Origin of the sequence: Nocardia suismassiliense (genome assembly GCF_900269665.1) — a bacterium.
Taxonomy (GTDB): Bacteria; Actinomycetota; Actinomycetes; order Mycobacteriales; family Mycobacteriaceae; genus Nocardia; species Nocardia suismassiliense.
Genome location: NZ_LT985361.1, coordinates 2,429,805 through 2,448,815, shown reverse-complemented (window position 1 = coordinate 2,448,815; position 19,011 = coordinate 2,429,805). Strand labels below are relative to the sequence as shown.

The window sequence follows — 19,011 nt, the reverse complement described above, 5'->3', positions numbered from 1 at the left end:
ATAGACCAGGAGTCGTTATGTTCACCATCGGAGACTTCGCCAGGCACGGACAGGTGTCGGTACGCATGCTGCGCCACTACGACGCGATCGGGCTGCTGCGCCCGGATCGGGTCGACGAGCACAACGGCTACCGCTTCTACTCCGGCGGACAGCTGGCCCGGCTCAATCGCCTTGTCGCACTGAAGGATCTCGGCTTCACGCTGGAGCAGGTCGGTCAGATCCTGGACGATCAGGTGAGCGGCGCGGAACTGCGCGGCATGCTCACGCTGCGCCGGGCCGAGCTCGAGCAGCGCATCGCGGGCGATCGCGCCAGACTCTTCCAGGTCGAGTCGAGGCTCCGCATCATCGAGAAAGAGGGCGTCATGCCTGTTCATGATGTGATCATCAAGTCCCTGCCTGCGGTTCGAGTCGCCGAATTATCCGCTGTGGCTGCCGATTTCGAGCCCGCGTCGATCGGGCCGGTGATCGGCCGGCTGTTCGAAGACATCTGCGCTCGGCTGGAAAAGGCCGGTGTGCCGATCGTCGGTAACGGCCTCGCCTACTACGAGGAACGCGAAGACGGGTCGGTACTCGCGCACGCCGCCATGCCGGTCGACCTCGACCCCGGCGGCTCCTACGATTTCACCGTCGTCGATCTTCCCGCCATCCCGCAGGCCGCCACGGTCGTCCACCGCGGCAGCATGAACGAGGTGCTGGAACCGTGGCAGACGCTGGGCCGCTGGGTCGAGGACAACGGCTACCGGCTGAGCGGCCCGAGCCGCGAGGTGACGCTGGTCTACACCGAAGACCCGAGCGGCTGGGTCACCGAACTACAGGAACCCATCGTCGCGAAGTAGGCGCATGACCTCGGTTGTGGCTCAGACCTGAACAGTGACCGTATGGAATCCGGACGGGCCGGTGGGGAACGGCGGGCGATGACGCCCCTCCTGAACCTCACCGGACCGGCTGATCGTCCTGGCCTGCACGCGGTGCTCGCCCGGCGGTAGTTCCACCGTCGTGCGCCAGCGGCGCCACGCGGCCGGAGCGAGCTCGGCGCCGAGATCGGCTGGGCGCCAGTCACCTTCGCCGACCCGCACCTCCACCCCCGCGACACCGTGCGGCGGCGCCCAGGCGACCCCGGCCACCGTGGTGGTGCCCGCGGCGGACCGGCCCGGCGCGGTCACGTCGATGCGGGCCTGCGGCGTCACCCACAGCGGGCCGGACGGCCAGCCGCGCCGCCACCAGTAGTCGACGTGGTTGTCGTCGGTAAGTTCCAGTTCGCCAAGCCATTTCGCGCCGGTGTACTGGCCGTAGAGGCCGGGGACGAAGACGCGGGCCGGAAAACCGTGTGCCGGGGTGAGTGGTTCGCCGTTCATGCCGACCACCACATAGCCGGGCCACTCCCCGGAACGTAGCGGCTCGATCGGCAGCGAGATCGAATAACCGTCCACGGCCCTGGTGACCAGCCGAGTGGCATCGGACTCCGGAATGGCGTGCTTCAGCAGATCCGACAGCGGCACCCCGTACCAGCGACCGTTGGCCGCGCGGCCTTCACCGGCATGGTTGTGCACACACACCATGACGGCGTCGAATTCCACCGCGTCCTCGGCCAATTCGTGCAGCGACAACCGCAGCGGGTGCGCCACTTTGCCTTTGACCGACAGCCGCCAGTGGCTCGGATCGATCCGCGGCGCACGCAGATTCACGTCGGCGACATACATCCGGCGCGCGGCGGTGACCAGTGGCGACAGCCCCGGCTCATCCTCGAGTCCGTCCTGCGGCACCACACCCAGCGCACCCATCGGGCCGATGCGGCGAATCTCGTTGTCGTGCTTACGGTCCAGATCGTGCTGCAAGGTGTGCGCGGCCGCGAACATCCCGGCGCCGGTCGCCGCCCAGGCCAGCGTGCCGAGCACGCCGCGCGGACGTCGGCGCAGACCTGCGGCGAGCACTCCGGTAGCCGCCACGGCACCGGCAATAGCGGACGTCGAACGCGTCGGCAGCCGCATGGCCATCGCGCCCGCACCCACGCCTAGCGCGGTGGCCGCGGGTGTGCGCAACCGTTCAGGCAAGGCACCGAGCCCGACGACGGCCGCGATCACCCCCGCACCGATACCGGACCGGGTAATGATCTTGTCGTGCCTGCCGGACATCGCGACCGTGGTCTCGACGACCGGTACCGGAGCGACATCGATGGCCGCCCGCCCCAGCGTGTCGATCAGCGAGCCACCCCTGGTCGCCGCGATCGCCTCACCGACTCCCAACGCCGCCACGCCCACCGCGGCCGCCGCAACCCGTCCGCCGCGTTTCCGGTCTCCGTTTGTCACCACCGCCGGCACACCCGCTTCCGCCTATCGTCCGCTGTCACCCAGCATTCTGCCCGACCAACGCCATCGGCCAGCCGGTTTCCCCCGCAGCCCGACCAGGTGGACGCCCGGCGACCAGCTGAATTCGTGCTGGACATACCACCCAGCCGCACCGGCTTACTCCTCGATCGTCTCAGCGGCCAACGCGGTCAGTTCTTTGCGTACCGCCGCGAGCAGCCGGTCGGCGTTGACGCCGCCACCGAGCAGGCCGACGGCCAGGCGTCCGTGGAAGGTGTAGACGAGGAAGGTGACCGCGGCGGATGCGCCGGTCGAGGGACGGGGGTGTGCGGAAAGATAGACGATTTCGTAGTCGGTGAAGACAAGACCCGCAGGCGTTCGGAAGCGCGGCACAGCACCGGTGTTGGTGATCGCGACATGACCGGCGAGAGAGTGAATTCTGCTGGGACCGAAGAAATCGGGAAAGTGCAGCACCGACTGTTGCACAACGCCTTCGGCCAGGTCGTCGCGGAGCCGTTTCGAAACCCGCTGGGCCAGTTCGAGAACACTCTCCGACAGGTCGATGTCTGCGGCGAAGGACGCGAGTCCGGCCATGTTGGTGCCCTCGGCCGGTGCCACCCGCGGATCGAGTCGCGGGCGCATGTCGACCGGATACAAACACCCCAATGGCGCCGAACCACCTGCGACATCAGCACTTTCGGACGCATACGCGCGCAGCAACGCCGCGGTGATCAACCCGTTGACGCTGACGCCCCGTTGATGGCCGAGCCCGACGATCCGCCCCGTCATCGCCTCATCCAGCAGAACACGCGTCGGCCTGGCCAGCGAAGCAGGAGCCGGTTCACCAACCGGGACAGCCTGCGTTTCCGGCGGCAGCGGCCGCGTCACATCCTCGAAGCCGGTCACCTCCCCGGCAGCGATGCCACGTTGCGCCAGATGCCATTCCAACGGTTGCGGATAGTCCTGTGGCACAACACTTATCGGTGTGGATTCGATGATATCGGTGTAGAAGTCCCAAAACCGCGACAACAGTTCGACGCAGTGCCCAGCATCCGCGATGCTGTGATGCGCGTACAGCGTGACCCGCCACCGATCACCACCGGACGCCACCGCATCCAGATAGGCCAGCTGCGTCGCCGGGTCCACCGCGGCAGCGGGCAAACCCACAGTCCGCACATCATCCTCGACCACCGAGGCCGCGACATGCGAATCCCCCGGGCGCAGAAGATAACCCGCCCCCGCCTCATCTTCCAGTATCCGGCAGAGCACCACCGGATACGCCAGCTGTAATGCGGCGAAAGCCTCTTTCAACGCCGCCGCATCGAGCTTCCCCGTCACCGACACCGACCGGCCCGTGTAGGTGCCGTGCCGAACAAACCGCTGTTCCGACGGTGCCAATACGCGCACCACCGCATCCTCATCCCGCAACACCTCGCAAGCGTGCGGCAACACCGGCGGACGCGCAAACCGCGGGATGCGCCAGACTGGCAGGCATGAGTCTCGCCGCGCATCTGGAAGAACTCGGCCGCCCCCTGGTCGAGCATCAGCTCGACCACCCGACGGTCGCGGGCATCGCCAAGGGCGACCTGCCCGAGCCGATCTTCCGTTCCTGGCTGGAGCAGGACTATCTCTTCCTGCTCGACTACGTGCGCGTCTTCAGTCGCCTGGCCTGGCAGGCTCCCGCAGCCCACCTCGGCGATCTGGTGGATCTGGCGCACGCCACCTACCACGACGAACTCGCACTGCATCGCTCGCTGGCCGCGGAGTTCGGCGCCGACCTGGGTGGTGCCGCCAAAGGCCCTGCCTGCCAAGCCTATACGGCGTTCCTGCTCGACTCGGCCGCCAATTACGCCGAGGGTCTCGCCGCCCTGTATCCGTGCATGTGGGGCTACTCCACCCTGGGTGCCCGCCTCGCCGAGAACCCGCCCGCCGAACCGCGTTACCGCCGCTGGGTCGACACCTACGCCGACCCCGGCTTCGCCGACCTCACCCGACGCTGCGCACAGATGATCGATGAAGCGGGGGCCGACACCGCCCGGGCGGAGCAGCTGTTCCTGGAGGGCATGCGGCACGAACTCGCCTTCTGGGACGTTCCCGCCTGAGGCAGCGAATCAGGGCCGCAGCACGATCTTCCCGCGCGTGTGCCGCTGCTCCAGCTCCCGGTACGCCTCCTGCACCTTGTCGAGCGGATAGGCCCCGGCGATCGGCACCTCGAGCGTGCCCGCCGCGGCCAGATCCGCCAATTCGGTCAGCACATCAATGGTGCCCGCAGCGGCATTGCCGTCGCCTTTCACGCCGTACTTCTCGACGGCGGCAAAGTTGATGATGGTGTCGATCCGCTCGATCGGCACGCCGAGTGCGACGGCGATGTCCACATAGTCGGCACCGAACGTATCGATGAACGCGTCCACACCTTTCGGCGCGGCGGCCCGGAGACGCTCGATCAGCCCGTCGCCGTACGCGACCGGTGTCACCCCGACCTTCCGCAGCCAGTCATGGTTGGCCGCGCTCGCGATACCGATCACCTCGGCCCCGCGCGCACGCAGCAGCTGCACGGCGATCGAGCCGACACCGCCCGCGGCGCCGGACACGACGACCGTATCGCCCGCGTTGGCCTCCACCGCCCGTAGCGTCGCGAAAGCTGTTGTCCCCGCGACATATAGGGCTCCCGCGACGTCCCAGTCCAGTCCGGCGGGCTTGGGCGTCACCTGGTCTACGGGCACCACCACATGCGTCGCGTGGCTGGCCCGGTTCTCGGTGAACCCGAGCACCTCATCGCCGACCTCGACCCCGCCTACGCTGTCCCCGACCTCGACGATCCGCCCGGCGAAGTCGCTTCCCTCGCCCGACGGAAATGTCGCGGGCCATTGCTCACGGAACACCCCGCTGCGGATGTACGCCTCACCCGGATTGATGCCTGCCGCGACGACCGCGACCACCACCTGCCCCGGCCCGGCGGTCGGCGTCGGCACCTCGACCACCTTCAACTCTTCGATTCCGCCATATCGATCGAACTGCACCGCTCTTGCCATGCTCGGCTCCTCGTCTGGGTGACTTACGGCATTTCGAGCGTCAACCGCGCGCCAGGACCGGTTCATTCCCCTCGGCCCGCGCCCGAAATCCATGTTTCCGCACCGGGACTCTGCGCGCACCCGCGTCGTCAAGCCCACTGAACGCACGCGCACCCTGTCGGCCGATTCGTTGCGCTCCGGCAGCCGGTCTACACACATGGACCACTGTTCTGCGAATCCAGGGAGAACCCCATGAACCGTCCCGCCGTGACAACCCGCGACGAGTGGCTGGCAGCGCGCACGAGCCTGCTGGCCGAGGAGAAGGCGCACACGCGCCGACAGGACGAACTCGCCGCGAAACGCCGCGCGCTGCCGATGGTCGCGGTCGACAAGGACTACGTATTCGAAGGCCCTGCCGGAAAACGCACGCTGCGCGACCTGTTCGAGGACCGCCGCCAGCTCATCGTCTACCACATGATGTGGCGGTGGGACCTGGACGCGGGCTGCCCGAGCTGCGCGGTATTGCTCGACAACGTCGGGCATCTGGCGCACCTGCATGTCCAGGACACCAGCTTCGCCGCGGTGTCGCGTGGCCCGTGGGACACGCTCAGCCGGTATCACGAGCGGATGGGCTGGCAGTTCCCGATGTACTCCTCGTACGGCAGCGATTTCAACTACGACTACCACGTCACCATGGACGAGTCCGTCCGCCCGGTCGAGTACAACTACCGCACCGGGGCGGAGATCGAAGCCAACGGCACTACCTACCAGCTCGACGGTGAACAGCCTGGCACCAGCATCTTCTGGCGCGACGACGACGGCGCCGTCTTCCACACCTACTCGGCCTATGCTCGCGGCGGGGATGTCCTCATCGGCACTCACAACTACCTGGACTTCACCCCGCTCGGCAGGCAGCGGCACGTCGGCGAGGCGATGCATCACGACAGTTACGGCACCGGTGCCGCGCCCTGCCACTGAACAATTACGGCGCGGACCAACGACACCGCTTACTCTGACCAGTGTGGGTGCGGAGAATGTGCGGGCGTCTGATGCCGACCGCGAGAAAATCGTCGAACAACTACGTTGGGCGATGGACGAGGGCAGGTTGACCCTGCACGAGTACGACGACCGGCTGCAACAGGTGTACGCCGCCAAGACCTATGGCGAGCTGACCCCGTTGCTGTCCGATCTGCCCGCGCAGCGCGGTTCGCGCGCGGCGCAGGCGAAACCGGTGCCGCAGTGGGTCGTCATCATGTGGACCCCCTGGGTGTTCGTGAACATGCTGTGCCTGCTGATCTGGGCGGCCACCGGCATGGGCGACTTCTGGCCGTTCTGGGTGGCGGTGCCGTGGGGTTGCGCACTGCTCATCCCGACGGCGATCGGAGTCATCGTGCGCGGCAATGGTTCCGGACCGCAGCAGCCACCACCGACGCCACCGATGCCGCCGCTGCCACCTGTCCCGCCGAGGCGCTGAAACACCGAGACAACGAGGGGCGCAACGACAAACGACCCGCACCGATCATTCGGTGCGGGTCGTTCGTTCGAGTCTCGCGAAAGCCTCAGGACCCCAGCAGATGCTGCGCCAGGTACCCCTCGACCTTGTCCAGCGCGATCCGCTCCTGCGCCATCGAATCCCGCTCGCGGATGGTCACCGCCTGATCGTCGAGCGTGTCGAAGTCGACGGTGATGCAGAACGGGGTGCCGATCTCGTCCTGGCGCCGGTAGCGGCGGCCGATCGCGCCCGCGTCGTCGAACTCGACGTTCCAGTTCCGGCGCAGTTGCGCCGCAAGGTCTTTCGCCTTCGGCGTCAGATCCGCGTTGCGCGACAACGGCAGCACGGCCGCCTTGACCGGGGCCAGCCTGCGGTCCAGGCGCAGCACCGTGCGAGTGTCCACGCCGCCCTTGGCATTCGGCGCCTCGTCCTCGGCGTAGGCGTCGACCAGGAACGCCATCAGCGAGCGGGTCAGGCCGGCCGCGGGCTCGATGACGTAGGGGATGTAGCGCTCGTTGGTGGTCTGATCGAAGAAGCTGAGCTCGGTGCCCGAGTGCTCGGAGTGCGTCTTCAGATCGAAGTCGGTGCGGTTCGCGACGCCCTCGAGCTCACCCCACTCGTTGCCCTGGAAGCCGAAGCGGTACTCGATGTCGGTGGTGCCGGCCGAGTAGTGCGACAGCTTTTCCTTCGGGTGCTCGTAGAGCCGCAGGTTGTCCGGGTTGATGCCCAGATCGGTGTACCAGGAGAAGCGGGTCTCGATCCAGTACTTGTGCCACTCCGCGTCCTCGCCCGGCTTGACGAAGAACTCCATCTCCATCTGCTCGAACTCGCGGGTGCGGAAGATGAAGTTGCCGGGGGTGATCTCGTTGCGGAAGCTCTTGCCGATCTGGGCGATACCGAACGGCGGCTTCTTGCGCGCGGTGGTCATCACGTTGGCGAAGTTGACGAAGATGCCCTGCGCGGTCTCGGGCCGCAGGTAGTGCATGCCGTCCTCGGACTCGATCGGGCCGAGGTAGGTCTTGAGCATCATGTTGAAGTCGCGCGGCTCGGTCCACTTGCCGACGGTGCCGCAGTTCTGGCACGCGAGCAGTTCCATCGAGACGGTGTCCGGGTCGTCGATCTTGTGCTTGAGCGCGTATGCCTCCTGCAGGTGGTCCTGCCGGAAACGATGATGGCAGTTCAAGCACTCCACCAGCGGATCGTTGAACACACCGACGTGGCCGGAGGCCACCCACACCTGACGCGGCAGGATCACCGACGAGTCGAGGCCGACGATGTCCTCGCGGCTGGTGACCATGGACCGCCACCACTGCCGCTTGATGTTCTCCTTGAGCTCGACACCCAGCGGACCGTAGTCCCATGCCGACTTGGTGCCTCCGTAGATCTCACCGCTCGGGTACACCAGACCCCGGCGCTTGGCGAGGTTGGCAACGGTGTCCACCTTCGACTTGGGTGCCACGCGAGAATTCTCCATCCACTACGAGTCGGATTGTGCGTTCAGGCTCTTGTTTTGCGTGTACGCAACGATACGAAGACAGACTATCGGCCCTGCCTGACCGACTTTCCACCGCACACCTAACCTCCTACGCTTCGCGGAAAATGGCAGTGCCCCGGCGCGCCCGTTTGACATGCGCAACTATGCATATCAAAATGGGATCGCTTTCCAATAAGGAGTTGGTGCCATGACCGCCGAGACCGCCGCCGCCCATCCACACAACCCGTACCGCTCGCCCGCGCCCGCGCTGGTCCCGGCGCGGACCGTCCTGGAGGACGCAGGCGAGTTACTTCGAGCCCTGGCCGCACCCGTCCGCATCGCCATTGTGCTGCAACTGCGCGAGTCACCGCGCTGTGTGCACGAATTGGTCGACGCGCTCGGGGTGACCCAACCGCTGGTGAGCCAGCATCTGCGCATCCTCAAGTCCGCGGGCGTCGTGCACGGCGAGCGGTCCGGTCGCGAGGTGCTGTACGAACTCGTCGACGACCACCTCGCGCACATCGTGGTCGACGCCGTCGCGCACGCCGAGGAAGGGTAATTCGTGTCAGAGAACACTGTCGTTCCGCAGAAGCCGGTCGGCATCCGCAGCACCAGACAGCGCAGTGCGATCGCCGCACTGCTCGGTGATATCGAAGAGTTCCGCTCCGCGCAGGAACTGCACGACGAGTTGCGCAAGCGCGGCGAGGGCATCGGCCTGACCACGGTCTATCGCACGCTGCAGTCGCTGGCCGACGCGGGCATGGTCGACGTACTGCGCACCGACACCGGCGAATCGGTCTATCGGCAGTGTTCTACCGGACACCATCATCATCTGGTGTGCCGGCATTGCGGGCGCACCGTGGAGGTCGAGGGCCCGACCGTGGAGGCGTGGGCGGGTGCCATCGCGCGCGAACACGGGTTCACCGAGGTCAGCCACACCATGGAGGTGTTCGGCACCTGCCGGTCCTGCGCGACCGCGGGCAATGGCGACGGCCGGGCGGTCGAGTAGTCCGCTCAGCGGACCGAGCCCTGGTTAACACCGCCCCTCCCCGGACAGATTTCAACGCGAGCCCGAGAACGCCCGGACTGAACCGGGCGTCGAACGCTGGGTTCGCACATCTTCTGGGAGGCAGCGTGCGCTCGATTCCATCTGTGGTTGCGGCGGGTAACCGTCGAATCCGCACCGCCGCAGGAACGGTCGCGCTGGTCGGCGCGGCCGCGCTAGTGCTGACGGCATGCGACGACAAGGCAGGCATCGCGACACCGACCTCGGCTGTAGCCACCACCAGCAGTGTTGTCGCCAACGGTCAGCCGGGCGGCAAGAGCGGGCAGTCGACGGTTCGGGCGGTCGGCAAGACCGGCTGGTTCGACGGCTTCGCCATCACCGTCGACAAGGCCACCCTCGTGCCCGACGAATACGGCGGCGCCAAGGTGCTGATCGACATCACCTACAAGAACACCACGCTCGACAACAAGACCATGGGCAACAACACCTCCCTGCTGGTCGACGACGAGGTCGATGGCGGAGCGAGCTGGGACAACCCCACGGTGCCCGGCGGCGGATCGGCGACCGGCAAGGTGACCACGCCGGTCAAGTCCGCCAAGGACGCCGAGCACCTGCTCGACACGATGACCGTGGTCTACGGGCAGGCCTCGGACAACCAGACCAAGATTCCGCTCAGCGCCGCAGGCAAAGTCGAGAGCGTGCAGCCGAAGACGTTGCCCATCACCGGCACCCTGGTACAGGGCCACACCACGATCGAGGTGACCGGGGGCAAGCTCGAACCGAGCTACGCCAAGAATGAGCGCGGTAAGAACGAGCTCGCGTTGCACATCAAAATCACTGGCGGACAAGGGGTTCCCGCAGGCGGGGCGAACATCTTCACCGAGTACTTCTCGCTGAAGACACCGGACGGGAAAACCGTCGTAGCCGACGACCGCAGTCCGATCAACGAGTTGCTCGACGCGGGCAAGACCATCGACAACCCGAAGAACTACGTCGTGTTCGTCTTGCCGACACCCACCACCGGTGCCTACGTGCTGAGCTACAACAGCCAGAAGGAAGAGGGCGCGGCCACCGCACCAACCCTCGCCTTCACCGTGAACTGAGTGTCACCGGACTGACGTCGAAGTCGGCAACCACAAACCGCCGAAAGCCACCTCCTGCGTGCACGGAGGTGGCTTTCGGCGGTACAGGCTTACTCAGCTCGCGGTGACGGGAACCGGTGCCGGGGCGGGAGTTTCGGCGGTGCTCCGGCCGCGCAGTGCGCCGATGCCCAGCAGCGCGAGTGCGGCGACGGACCAGATCAGCAGTATCGCAAGGGGACTCGCGGCGCCTGCGCCGTCGAAGAAGGCGACGGAGCGGAGCAGGGAGGCGGCGGCGCCGGGCGGGAGGAACTGGCCGATGGCGCCCCACGGCTGTGGGAGCAGTTCGGGGGCCGAGGTGGCGGCGGAGAACGGGTTGCCGATGAGCAGCATGGTCAGTGCGGCAATGCCGATGCCTGCTCGGCCGATTACAGTGGCGAGTCCGACGACGGCACCGGCGACCGCGAACGAGACGAGTGCGGCGACGGCGGACAGTTCGAGGTAGGAGCCCGGCACCACCGACATCCAGCCGTGGATGATCTCCATGCTCAGCAGACCGCCGACTACGCCGAAGGTGAGCAGCCCCAACGCTTTTCCGGCGACGGTCGGGATCACCAGGCTGAGCAGTACGCCCGCTGCGATGCCCGCCATCACCAGCGGCAGCACCATGGCGCCGAACGCGGTGCCGCGCGGGTCATCGGAGTCCGCGGCGACCACATCGTAGACCCGAGGCGCCGGGGCGCCGGACATCTGCTGCCCGACCTGCGTGAGTAGTTGCGCGACAATCGGACTCGCGCCGGAGGCGACCAGTACGCGCGGCGGTCCGTCGCCGGTCACGATCGCGCCGTAGACCTCGCGGTCCGCGATGGCGGCGCGGGCGGCGGCCTCGTCGGCCGGTCGGGAGATGTCGAAGGCGCCGGGGCTGTGCTCGGCCAGCCGGCCCAGCACCATCTCGGCCTGCGGACCGGTGACGGCGATGGGCAGATCGCGTGGGTTGATATTGGCGGCGGGCCAGGCGAATGCGATCAGCATCAGGGCCTGGAGCAGGGCGGCACCTACGCCGACGGCGAGCGCTCGCTGCAAGGTATTCATGACGTTCTCCCGTAAATCGAATGATCGTTCTCTTTCGATGGGGATATCGTCGCGCGCGGCCACGGACTTGTCAAGAACGGATGTTCGTTTTACTTTGGAGGCATGCCCAGAGTCAGCGAAGAACACTTGGAACGTCGCAGGCAGCAGATCCTCGAGGCGGCCCGCCTCTGCTTCGCGCGCAAAGGCTTCCACGAGACCTCCATGCAGGACGTCTTCGCCGAGTCAGGGCTGTCGGCCGGAGCGGTGTACCGCTACTTCAAGAGCAAGAACGACATCATCGCGGTCCTGGCCACCCAGACCACACTCCCCCTGCGCGCACGGATGACCGAACTGATCCGCGCCGATCCCCTACCCACGCCGGACGTGCTGGTCGCCACCCTCGCCCAGCACATGGTCGCGCACAGCGGACCAGACGGCCCGCTGCGACTGGCCCCCCAAGCGTGGGCACTGGCGCTCATCGACCCCGATGCGGGGCAGTATGTGAAAGAGGCGATCCTCGGCCTCCGCGACCGCTGGTACGAGTACACCGAGCGCATGCGCGACGCAGGCTGGATCCCCGCCGACGCCGACATCCACGCGGTAGCCACCGCCATCATGGGCGTGCTGCCCGGATTCATCTTGCAGCACTTGATAATCGGGGATGTCGATCCCCAAACATTGGCCCGCGGTATTCGCACGCTACTGCCCTACGGGATCCCGGACGCCTGACAAAGAGTGCGTCAGCCTCTGCCCTGTCAGTGCGGCCGCGCAGGTCGTCACGGGTCAGAGGCTGAACGCGATCCCGCGCAAGATCAGCGCCACGATGAATACGACAGTGAACGCCAAGTCGATCGCCATCCCGCCGGCGCGGATCGGCTTCAACACCCGCCGCACAGGTGCGATCACGGGCTCGGTCGCGGCGTGCGCCAGTTCGCGGGGGCGGTTGGCCCAGCTCGGATTGTTGCCGAGTGCCGCCATCCAGTCGAACACCATGCGAGCCAGCAGCAACACGATGAACACCGTCAAGGCGTACCCGATCAGGGTCCCGATGAGGCTCATGTCCAACTCCTTCGTGGTGGCCGCGTTGGCCCTCTCACCAGTCTCAACGCAGCGGACGGGGTCAAAAGTGTCGCGTTTGCCGGGTTCTCAGCCGACTATCAGGTCGGTTCCGGCAAGCACTGTGGACAAGGGCCGAAACGGCAGCGACTCGTTCGCCGGCGGACCCATCCCCCAGAAACTACCGGCAGTGCGATCCGTTCCAGGCCATTGATCGCGGACTACACCTGTGTAAGTGTCGGAACCTCATGGGATGAATCTGTTCGTCGAAAGGGAAAACCGCAGTGACCGTTTCGAAGAAAGCCGCCGCCACCGTCACCACGCTCGGCGCGTTGACCGCCGCGATCGCCCTCGCCGCCCCCACCGCGGGCGCCGCGGTCACCCGCATCGATATCGCACCGGGCCTGAGCTTCGGCAGCTCCGGTTCCTACGGCACCGGCTGCTCCTACACGGTCACGGCGACCGCACGACCGGGCGTCGCGGTGGTCTTCCTCGACGAGGTCGACGGAAACCGGACCGACAACACGTTCAAGCCGGTCGGTCCGGTCGCGGACGCGTCCGGCAAGGCCAGCACCACCTGGACCCCGGCCAAGAAGGGTGAGCACAAGATCTGGGCGGCCGAATACATCGCGGGTGAGACCTACTTCCTCACCTCGGTGACCGTCGGCACCGGCCTCAACGCCGGCCCCGCCTGCGTCGTGCTGCCGTAATCGAGGAGCGCGCCGCCGCCTCATCTCGTTCGCGGTGCCGGAAGCGCAAGCAAGCGAAGCCATTCGATCGCCGATTTCCGTGCGCACTGGCACCTCGAACGGGCGGGGAGCCCGAGAAGGCGGCGCGGTTGATCAGGGCAGCAGACCCTGGCGGGCGCGACCTGCACCGGACAGCACGAGCACCAGCATGGTGGCCAGCGCTTGGTCGTCGAGTCCGGCGGCGGGGAAGGTGTAACGCAGGATGATGTCGGCGAGTTTGTCGTGCGCGATGACGGTGAGCGAACCGAACTGCAGCGCGTTGTTCCGCTCGGCCACCCGCTTGTGCAGCTGCGGTTTGATCGGGCGGTCCCAGGCGAGCACGCAGGTGAGCGTGAGCACGTCCAAGCCGGGCGCGAGACTCACCGCGCGCAGCGAGCACAGCGCGCCCTCGTACTCGAAACCGATCGAGCCTTCGGGGTCGACGCGCACGTCGATGTCGTAGAGCGACAGGCAGGCGCCTGCGCGGGCTTGCAGTTCGTGTTCCGGGGTCACCGATGATTCCATGTCCGCGCCGCCGTTCATTTCGTGCCGCCGAAGCGGCGGTCCCGCGAAGCGTACTCGAGGCACGCGGCCCACAGGTTGCGCCGGTCGAAATCGGGAAACAGGGTGTCCTGGTAGACGTATTCGGCGTAGGCGGACTGCCAGATGAGGAAGTTCGAGCTGCGGAACTCGCCGGAGGGACGCAGGAACAAATCCACGTCCGGCATGTCCGGCTCGTCCATGTACTTCGCCAGCGTCGCCTCGGTGACCTTCTCGGGGTCGATCTCCCCCGCCGCCACCCGACGCGCGATTTCCCTTGCCGCGTCGGCGATTTCGGCGCGTCCACCGTAGTTGACGCACATGGTGAGGGTCATCACCGTGTTGTCCTCGGTCAGCTCCTCGGCGACCTCGAGTTCGTTGATCACGCTGCGCCACAACCGAGGTCGCCGCCCGGCCCAGCGCACCCGCACGCCCATCTCGTTCATCTCGTCGCGGCGGCGCCGGATCACGTCGCGATTGAAGCCCATGAGGAAGCGCACCTCCTCGGGGCTGCGCCGCCAGTTCTCGGTGGAGAAGGCGTAGGCCGAGAGCCACTTCACGCCGATCTCGATGCAGCCCTCGACGGTGTCCATCAGCACGGCCTCGCCGCGTTCGTGGCCCGCGGTGCGCGGCAGTCCGCGTTCCTGTGCCCACCGGCCGTTGCCGTCCATCACCAGCGCGACGTGCTTGGGCACCAGCACGGCCGGAATTTCCGGCGGACGCGCGCCCGAGGGGTGCTGCGAGGGCGGACGAACAGTGCGGGGTGCGCCCGACTTGGTCGCGGTGGAGGAGTCTCGGCGGAGGATCACGGCCCCTATCCTGCCTGATGGTTGTGGAGGCCTTGTGAAGGTCTCCGCCCACCCGGGGATCAGGCGGGCGAACGCACCGGGCTCGACCGCTCGATCAGCGGCAACGTCCGCAACTGCCGTTCCAGGTGCCATTGCAGATGCGCGGCGACCAGGCCGCTGGCCTGCCTGCACACCCCGTCGGGCACCGTCTCGATGTAGGCCCATTCCCCGCGCAGCAGCGCGACGAGCAGATCGAGCACCCCCGCGGCCGGTGTCGCCGCACCCGGCGGACGGCAGTGCACGCACACCGCTCCCCCGGCCGCGACATGGAACGCCCGATGCGGGCCCGGCGTCGCGCACTTGGCGCATTCGTCCAGCGCGGGCGCCCAGCCCGCGAAACCCATGGCGCGCAACAGGAATGCGTCCAGGATCAGCTCGTGGGGCCGCTGCTTGGCGGCGATGGCGCGCAACGCGCTCGCGGTAAGCGCGTGCAGTCGCGGCGCCGGGGCGCGCTCCTCGCCTGCCAGCCGTTCGGCGGTTTCCAGCACCGCGCAGGCCGTGGTGTAGCGCCCGTAGTCGTCGATGATGTCGGCGGCGAACGCCTCCACGGTGTGCACCTGGGTCACCACGTCCAGCGTGCGTCCCGGATGCAGCTGCACGTCGATGTAGGCGAACGGCTCCAGCCTGGCCCCGAACCTCGATTTGGTGCGGCGCACCCCCTTGGCCACGGCGCGCACCAATCCGTGCTGGCGCGTCAGCAACGTGACAATGCGGTCCGCCTCGCCCAGCTTGTGCTGGCGTACCACCACCGCCACATCTCGATACAAACGCACGCCTCATCCTCGCACGAGGACCCGACAGCCTTCGGCAGGCGCGGCACCACCTCTGCCACTTCCCCGACGAATCCCCCATGCTGCTCGGCGCACTGACCTATTCTTTTTCTCTACCGCACTGCTGGGGAGGGGTTTTCGGATTTGGACGACCTACTTGGTACCGGAACCGCCGCCGGGTTCCGGGCCACTCGCGAACTACTCGGTCTGCCGGTGCCCTGGTGCGCCCGGCTCTTCGCCGTCGCCGAACGCACCGTGGAACGGTGGGAACGGGGCGCCTTCCAGATCCCGGACACGGCGGCCCGCGAGCTGGCCGAGATCGCCGACGAGACCGAACAGGTCGTCGAGGCGATGGTCGACGCCATCGGCGCCGGCGAGATCTCCCCGCGCCTGCACACCTATCGCACCAACGACGACTACTGCAGGCACGAGCCGGACACCCGCTATCCGGCCACCTGGCATCGGGCCGTCTGCGCCCGGGTCATGGTCGAATTACCGCAGGTAGAGCTGCAATTCGTGGAGTAGAACGGGACTTTCGCGCGAGCGGATTCAGGTCCGCACGATGCCGGAGATGAGCAGCAGCACCGACTGCTGGGCTTCGGCGCGGGCACGGTCCGGGTCGTCGGCGTGCGCGACGATCAAGGCCGACTCGGTGAGCGCGCTGAGCAATAACTGGGCAAGAACCTGAATGGGGGCGTCGGCGATCAGACCCGCGGCGCGGGCGCGTTCCAACTGCGCGGTGATCATGCCGAGGCCGTGCTGGTTCTCGAATTCCCGCCAGGCCTGCCAGCCCATCACCGCGGGCGCGTCGGTGAGCGCGATACGCAGCATGGCGGGGCGCTGGCAGATCTCCAGAAAAACGCTGAGGCCCACGGCCATCCCGGCCATCACATCGTCGGGATCGACTGCGCCGATGGCTTTTTCGATCTCTTCGGTGGTCTCCACCTCGATCTGTTCCAGCACCGCGAGGAACAGGCCGCGCTTGTCGCCGTAGTGGTGGTGCAGCGCACCGCGGGTGACCCCGGCCTCGGTGACGAGTTCCTCCGCCGAGGTGGCCGCGAAGCCGCGCTCGGTGAACAGGCGACGTCCGGCCTGTTCGAGCGCGGCCCTGGTGGTGCGGGAGCGGTCCTCCTGGCTACGGCGTGGCATGCAGCCGAGTGAACTCCAGAATCGACTCGGTGAGCAACTCGGGCTGATCTTCCGGCAGGAAGGTGTACGAGTCGTCGATGACCCGCAATGTCGCGTGCGGCAGGTCCCTGGCCAGGCGTTCGGCGTACGACATCGGGAAAATCTTGTCCTCGCGCGCCCACACCAGCAGCACCGGGATATCGACCGACGGGAAGCGGGACGCGGCATCCAGCGTGTAGCGCCGGTGCGCGTTCTTCAGGAACAGCCGCAAATCCTTACGGACGGCGCCGGACTGCTGTGGGCCCGCCAGATAGGAGTCGGCGATCTCCGGCGGCACCCGGCGCTTGGCGACCATCCCGAATACCAGTGGCGTCTGGTGCAGCGCGCGGATGCGCGCCAACTCGATGACCGGGCGCATCGAACCCGGGATCCTCGCCAGCCAGGACAGCAGTGCGAACGGCTTCGGGAGGAAGCCCTCGTAGCTGTCGACCGCGGCGAGCACCACGCGGGCGATCCTGGCCGGGTGGCGGGTCATCAGCACCTGGGTGATCGCGCCGCCGGTGTCATTGGCGACCACGGTGACGTCGGTCAGGTCGAGTCGTTCGAGGAAGGCGGCGATGAGGTCGGCGACGCCGGACGGGGTGAGGTCCGCATCGGGCATCGCGATCTGGTGGGCGCCGAGCGGCCAGTCGGGGGTCAGGCAGCGGTGGCCCGCGGCGGCGATGCCGGGGACGACGTTGCGCCAGAGGTCGGAGTTGACGAGCAGGCCGTGGACGAAAACGACCGGGGAGCCCTGGCCTGTGTCGTGGTAGCGGATGCGGCCGCCGGGCAGGTCCACCTCGTGGGTGGGGCCGAGTTCGGTGCTGATTCCCATCGTTCCTCCAGAGCGTTGCGGTGGGATCACCTTTACATACATTCCGTATGTATGTCTATAGTCGGAGCCTTGTCCTGCGGAATTCACCCAAAGGGTGAACTAGTCGCTTGACCAGGTTCGCGATACCGTTTTTCCAAGTACGACGAGACGGAGCTCACGATGACGGTGCCCGACCCCACCCGGCACGCCTCCGAGACGCAGACCGGCGACCTCGGACTGGCCGACCATGCCGCCGCCCTCGCGCAGGGCACGATCACCTCCGTTGCCGCCGTCGGCGCAGTTCTCGATCGCATCGAGGCGTCGCAATCGACGCTCAACGCGTTTCGGATCGTGCGCCGGGAGCGCGCGCTCGCCGAGGCGGCCGACGCCGACCGGCGCCTCGCGGCAGGCGAACGGCTACCGCTGCTGGGTGTGCCGGTCGCGGTGAAGGACGACACCGACATCGCCGGTGAGCCAACCGCGTTCGGCTGCGGCGGCAGCTTCGCCCCGAAAACCGAAGACGCCGAATCGGTTCGGCGGTTACGCGCGGCCGGCGCGGTGATCGTCGGCAAGACCAACACCTGCGAGCTCGGACAACTGCCCTTCACCAGCGCGGCCGCCTTCGGCTACACCCGCAACCCGTGGTCGGCCGACCACACACCCGGCGGCTCCTCCGGCGGATCGTCGGCGGCCGTCGCGGCCGGATTGGTCCCTGCCGCACTGGGTTCCGACGGCGCAGGCTCCATCCGCATCCCCGCGTCGTGGACCAACCTCGTCGGCATCAAACCGCAGCGTGGCCGGATCTCCACCTGGCCGCACGCCGAAGCGTTCTACGGACTCACCGTCAACGGACCGCTGGCCCGCACCGTCGCCGACGCTGCCCTGCTGCTCGACGTGGCCGCAGGACCGCACGACGGCGATTTACACACTCCCGCACCGATTTCCGCAAGCGCAGCCGTCGGCCGCGATCCCGGCAGGCTACGTATTGCGCTATCGCTACGTACTCCGTTCACGGCGACCAGGACCAAACTGGACCCCGAGGTAGCGGCGGCAGTGCGACGCATCGGCGACACCCTACGCAAACTCGGTCACACCGTCACCGTCGCAGACCTGCACTACGGCTTGCTGATCGGCGCGTCATTCCTGCCGCGATCGATGGTCGGCATCCGAGCGGCCCATCGGAAATTCCCTGGCGCCCAAGTGGATCCGCGCACGATCGCCAATACCCGGCTGGGCAGAATCCTCGACGGACCCGCCCTGTTCGCCGCCCGCCAGGCAGAACCCTTGCTACACAAGCGCATCGGCAGCTTCTTCCACGACTACGACCTCGTCCTCGCGCCCACCACCGCGACACCTCCCCCGCGCGCCGAGGACATCGACGGCATCGGCGTGCACGCCACCAACAACCTGATCACGGCCGCCTGCCCCTACACCTGGCCGTGGAACGTCCTCGGCTGGCCGAGCGTGAACGTGCCCGCCGGGTTCACCGAGGCAGGACTGCCGGTCGGCGCCCAGCTTATGGGCACGGCCGCCACCGAGCCGCTACTGATTTCAGTTGCCGCGCAACTGGAGTCGGAGTTGCACTGGGAACGCGAACGCCCCAGCCCGTGGTGGTTGTCTCGCTGAAGCCTGTCGCCGGTCAGGTCAGACCA

22 protein-coding genes are annotated in these 19,011 nt (G+C 67.2%); 11 read left to right on the top strand and 11 right to left on the bottom strand.

The genetic code is table 11. The annotated features are described in order from the left end of the window. Window positions 1-17: 17 nt before the first annotated feature. Window positions 18-836 carry a MerR family transcriptional regulator gene (locus DBO33_RS10940; RefSeq protein ID WP_107654927.1) on the top strand — a complete coding sequence of 273 codons (819 nt, stop codon included), beginning with the start codon at window positions 18-20 and terminating at the stop codon, window positions 834-836. A 21-nt stretch (window positions 837-857) separates the two neighbouring features. On the opposite strand, the gene DBO33_RS10935 is transcribed toward DBO33_RS10940, so the two are convergent. Both DBO33_RS10935 and DBO33_RS10930 read right to left on the bottom strand, forming a co-directional pair. Beyond that, window positions 858-2,309: a molybdopterin-dependent oxidoreductase gene (locus DBO33_RS10935; RefSeq protein WP_159080206.1), complete on the bottom strand. Its 1,452-nt coding sequence runs from the start codon at window positions 2,307-2,309 to the stop codon at window positions 858-860. A 153-nt stretch (window positions 2,310-2,462) separates the two neighbouring features. Continuing rightward, on the bottom strand, window positions 2,463-3,734 hold the full coding sequence (locus DBO33_RS10930) for a phthiocerol/phthiodiolone dimycocerosyl transferase family protein (RefSeq protein WP_234390780.1): 1,272 nt from the start codon (window positions 3,732-3,734) through the stop codon (window positions 2,463-2,465). A 62-nt stretch (window positions 3,735-3,796) separates the two neighbouring features. On the opposite strand from DBO33_RS10930, the gene DBO33_RS10925 reads away from it, so the two are divergent. Beyond that, window positions 3,797-4,405 carry a TenA family protein gene (locus DBO33_RS10925; protein ID WP_107654925.1) on the top strand — a complete coding sequence of 203 codons (609 nt, stop codon included), beginning with the start codon at window positions 3,797-3,799 and terminating at the stop codon, window positions 4,403-4,405. A gap of 9 nt (window positions 4,406-4,414) precedes the next feature. Here DBO33_RS10925 and DBO33_RS10920 read toward each other — a convergent pair whose 3' ends face one another. Beyond that, a complete protein-coding gene (locus DBO33_RS10920) occupies window positions 4,415-5,335 on the bottom strand; it encodes an NADP-dependent oxidoreductase (protein WP_107654924.1) in 921 nt (306 codons plus the stop codon). 231 nt (window positions 5,336-5,566) lie between these two features. Here DBO33_RS10920 and DBO33_RS10915 point away from each other — a divergent pair, with 231 nt between their 5' ends. Together DBO33_RS10915 and DBO33_RS10910 are read left to right on the top strand one after the other, a co-directional pair. Then, the gene (locus tag DBO33_RS10915; RefSeq protein WP_107654923.1) at window positions 5,567-6,292 is read left to right on the top strand and encodes a DUF899 domain-containing protein; all 726 of its coding nucleotides are present in this window, start codon (window positions 5,567-5,569) and stop codon (window positions 6,290-6,292) included. Between the two features lie 43 nt (window positions 6,293-6,335). Beyond that, window positions 6,336-6,788 carry a DUF1707 SHOCT-like domain-containing protein gene (locus tag DBO33_RS10910; RefSeq protein ID WP_234390779.1) on the top strand — a complete coding sequence of 151 codons (453 nt, stop codon included), beginning with the start codon at window positions 6,336-6,338 and terminating at the stop codon, window positions 6,786-6,788. 85 nt (window positions 6,789-6,873) lie between these two features. On the opposite strand, the gene DBO33_RS10905 is transcribed toward DBO33_RS10910, so the two are convergent. After that, window positions 6,874-8,265: a glycine--tRNA ligase gene (locus tag DBO33_RS10905; RefSeq protein WP_107654921.1), complete on the bottom strand. Its 1,392-nt coding sequence runs from the start codon at window positions 8,263-8,265 to the stop codon at window positions 6,874-6,876. Between the two features lie 223 nt (window positions 8,266-8,488). Here DBO33_RS10905 and DBO33_RS10900 point away from each other — a divergent pair, with 223 nt between their 5' ends. The 3 genes from DBO33_RS10900 to DBO33_RS10890 all read left to right on the top strand — a co-directional run bounded on the left by DBO33_RS10900 (window position 8,489) and on the right by DBO33_RS10890 (window position 10,389). Next, window positions 8,489-8,839, top strand: a complete 351-nt coding sequence (locus DBO33_RS10900; protein WP_107654920.1) for an ArsR/SmtB family transcription factor — start codon at window positions 8,489-8,491, stop codon at window positions 8,837-8,839. A 3-nt stretch (window positions 8,840-8,842) separates the two neighbouring features. Further along, on the top strand, window positions 8,843-9,289 hold the full coding sequence (locus DBO33_RS10895) for a Fur family transcriptional regulator (RefSeq protein WP_107654919.1): 447 nt from the start codon (window positions 8,843-8,845) through the stop codon (window positions 9,287-9,289). Window positions 9,290-9,414: 125 nt separating this feature from the next. Continuing rightward, on the top strand, window positions 9,415-10,389 hold the full coding sequence (locus DBO33_RS10890; RefSeq protein ID WP_159080205.1) for a hypothetical protein: 975 nt from the start codon (window positions 9,415-9,417) through the stop codon (window positions 10,387-10,389). A gap of 93 nt (window positions 10,390-10,482) precedes the next feature. Here the strand turns inward: DBO33_RS10890 and DBO33_RS10885 are convergent, their stop codons facing one another. Then, window positions 10,483-11,457 carry a YhgE/Pip domain-containing protein gene (locus tag DBO33_RS10885; RefSeq protein WP_107654917.1) on the bottom strand — a complete coding sequence of 325 codons (975 nt, stop codon included), beginning with the start codon at window positions 11,455-11,457 and terminating at the stop codon, window positions 10,483-10,485. Window positions 11,458-11,559: 102 nt separating this feature from the next. Here DBO33_RS10885 and DBO33_RS10880 point away from each other — a divergent pair, with 102 nt between their 5' ends. After that, window positions 11,560-12,165 carry a TetR/AcrR family transcriptional regulator gene (locus DBO33_RS10880; RefSeq protein ID WP_107654916.1) on the top strand — a complete coding sequence of 202 codons (606 nt, stop codon included), beginning with the start codon at window positions 11,560-11,562 and terminating at the stop codon, window positions 12,163-12,165. Between the two features lie 54 nt (window positions 12,166-12,219). On the opposite strand, the gene DBO33_RS10875 is transcribed toward DBO33_RS10880, so the two are convergent. Next, a complete protein-coding gene (locus DBO33_RS10875) occupies window positions 12,220-12,495 on the bottom strand; it encodes a YggT family protein (protein ID WP_107654915.1) in 276 nt (91 codons plus the stop codon). Between the two features lie 281 nt (window positions 12,496-12,776). Between DBO33_RS10875 and DBO33_RS10870 the strand changes: the two genes are divergently transcribed. Beyond that, window positions 12,777-13,202, top strand: a complete 426-nt coding sequence (locus tag DBO33_RS10870) for a hypothetical protein (protein WP_107654914.1) — start codon at window positions 12,777-12,779, stop codon at window positions 13,200-13,202. A 132-nt stretch (window positions 13,203-13,334) separates the two neighbouring features. Here DBO33_RS10870 and DBO33_RS10865 read toward each other — a convergent pair whose 3' ends face one another. The 3 genes from DBO33_RS10865 to recO are packed head-to-tail and all read right to left on the bottom strand — an operon-like array spanning window position 13,335 to window position 15,381. Further along, the gene (locus DBO33_RS10865; protein WP_107654913.1) at window positions 13,335-13,763 is read right to left on the bottom strand and encodes a YbjN domain-containing protein; all 429 of its coding nucleotides are present in this window, start codon (window positions 13,761-13,763) and stop codon (window positions 13,335-13,337) included. Next, window positions 13,760-14,578, bottom strand: a complete 819-nt coding sequence (locus DBO33_RS10860; protein ID WP_199856949.1) for an isoprenyl transferase — start codon at window positions 14,576-14,578, stop codon at window positions 13,760-13,762. The genes DBO33_RS10865 and DBO33_RS10860 overlap by 4 nt, the downstream gene beginning before the upstream one ends. 50 nt (window positions 14,579-14,628) lie before the next feature. Beyond that, the gene (gene recO / locus DBO33_RS10855) at window positions 14,629-15,381 is read right to left on the bottom strand and encodes a DNA repair protein RecO (RefSeq protein ID WP_107654911.1); all 753 of its coding nucleotides are present in this window, start codon (window positions 15,379-15,381) and stop codon (window positions 14,629-14,631) included. A 141-nt stretch (window positions 15,382-15,522) separates the two neighbouring features. Here recO and DBO33_RS10850 point away from each other — a divergent pair, with 141 nt between their 5' ends. Beyond that, window positions 15,523-15,903: an Aca2/YdiL-like domain-containing protein gene (locus DBO33_RS10850; RefSeq protein WP_159080204.1), complete on the top strand. Its 381-nt coding sequence runs from the start codon at window positions 15,523-15,525 to the stop codon at window positions 15,901-15,903. A 24-nt stretch (window positions 15,904-15,927) separates the two neighbouring features. On the opposite strand, the gene DBO33_RS10845 is transcribed toward DBO33_RS10850, so the two are convergent. Next, on the bottom strand, window positions 15,928-16,527 hold the full coding sequence (locus tag DBO33_RS10845; protein WP_107654909.1) for a TetR/AcrR family transcriptional regulator: 600 nt from the start codon (window positions 16,525-16,527) through the stop codon (window positions 15,928-15,930). Continuing rightward, window positions 16,514-17,380 (bottom strand): alpha/beta fold hydrolase, encoded by an 867-nt coding sequence (locus DBO33_RS10840; RefSeq protein ID WP_107654908.1) that lies wholly within the window; start codon window positions 17,378-17,380, stop codon window positions 16,514-16,516. Before DBO33_RS10840 ends, DBO33_RS10845 begins: the two co-directional genes overlap by 14 nt. Before the next feature lie 159 nt (window positions 17,381-17,539). Here DBO33_RS10840 and DBO33_RS10835 point away from each other — a divergent pair, with 159 nt between their 5' ends. Beyond that, window positions 17,540-18,985 carry an amidase gene (locus DBO33_RS10835; protein WP_107654907.1) on the top strand — a complete coding sequence of 482 codons (1,446 nt, stop codon included), beginning with the start codon at window positions 17,540-17,542 and terminating at the stop codon, window positions 18,983-18,985. The last annotated feature ends 26 nt before the right edge of the window (window positions 18,986-19,011 follow it).

What these genes read in the sequence shown, in the direction of transcription:
- DBO33_RS10845 (WP_107654909.1), bottom strand. Translation starts at nt 16,527, where the DNA reads ATGCCACGCCGTAGCCAGGAGGACCGCTCCCGCACCACCAGGGCCGCG.
- DBO33_RS10920 (WP_107654924.1), bottom strand. Translation starts at nt 5,335, where the DNA reads ATGGCAAGAGCGGTGCAGTTCGATCGATATGGCGGAATCGAAGAGTTG.
- DBO33_RS10885 (WP_107654917.1), bottom strand. Translation starts at nt 11,457, where the DNA reads ATGAATACCTTGCAGCGAGCGCTCGCCGTCGGCGTAGGTGCCGCCCTG.
- DBO33_RS10940 (WP_107654927.1), top strand. Translation starts at nt 18, where the DNA reads ATGTTCACCATCGGAGACTTCGCCAGGCACGGACAGGTGTCGGTACGC.
- DBO33_RS10865 (WP_107654913.1), bottom strand. Translation starts at nt 13,763, where the DNA reads ATGAACGGCGGCGCGGACATGGAATCATCGGTGACCCCGGAACACGAA.
- DBO33_RS10925 (WP_107654925.1), top strand. Translation starts at nt 3,797, where the DNA reads ATGAGTCTCGCCGCGCATCTGGAAGAACTCGGCCGCCCCCTGGTCGAG.
- DBO33_RS10835 (WP_107654907.1), top strand. Translation starts at nt 17,540, where the DNA reads ATGACGGTGCCCGACCCCACCCGGCACGCCTCCGAGACGCAGACCGGC.
- DBO33_RS10875 (WP_107654915.1), bottom strand. Translation starts at nt 12,495, where the DNA reads ATGAGCCTCATCGGGACCCTGATCGGGTACGCCTTGACGGTGTTCATC.
- DBO33_RS10915 (WP_107654923.1), top strand. Translation starts at nt 5,567, where the DNA reads ATGAACCGTCCCGCCGTGACAACCCGCGACGAGTGGCTGGCAGCGCGC.
- DBO33_RS10880 (WP_107654916.1), top strand. Translation starts at nt 11,560, where the DNA reads ATGCCCAGAGTCAGCGAAGAACACTTGGAACGTCGCAGGCAGCAGATC.
- DBO33_RS10900 (WP_107654920.1), top strand. Translation starts at nt 8,489, where the DNA reads ATGACCGCCGAGACCGCCGCCGCCCATCCACACAACCCGTACCGCTCG.
- DBO33_RS10840 (WP_107654908.1), bottom strand. Translation starts at nt 17,380, where the DNA reads ATGGGAATCAGCACCGAACTCGGCCCCACCCACGAGGTGGACCTGCCC.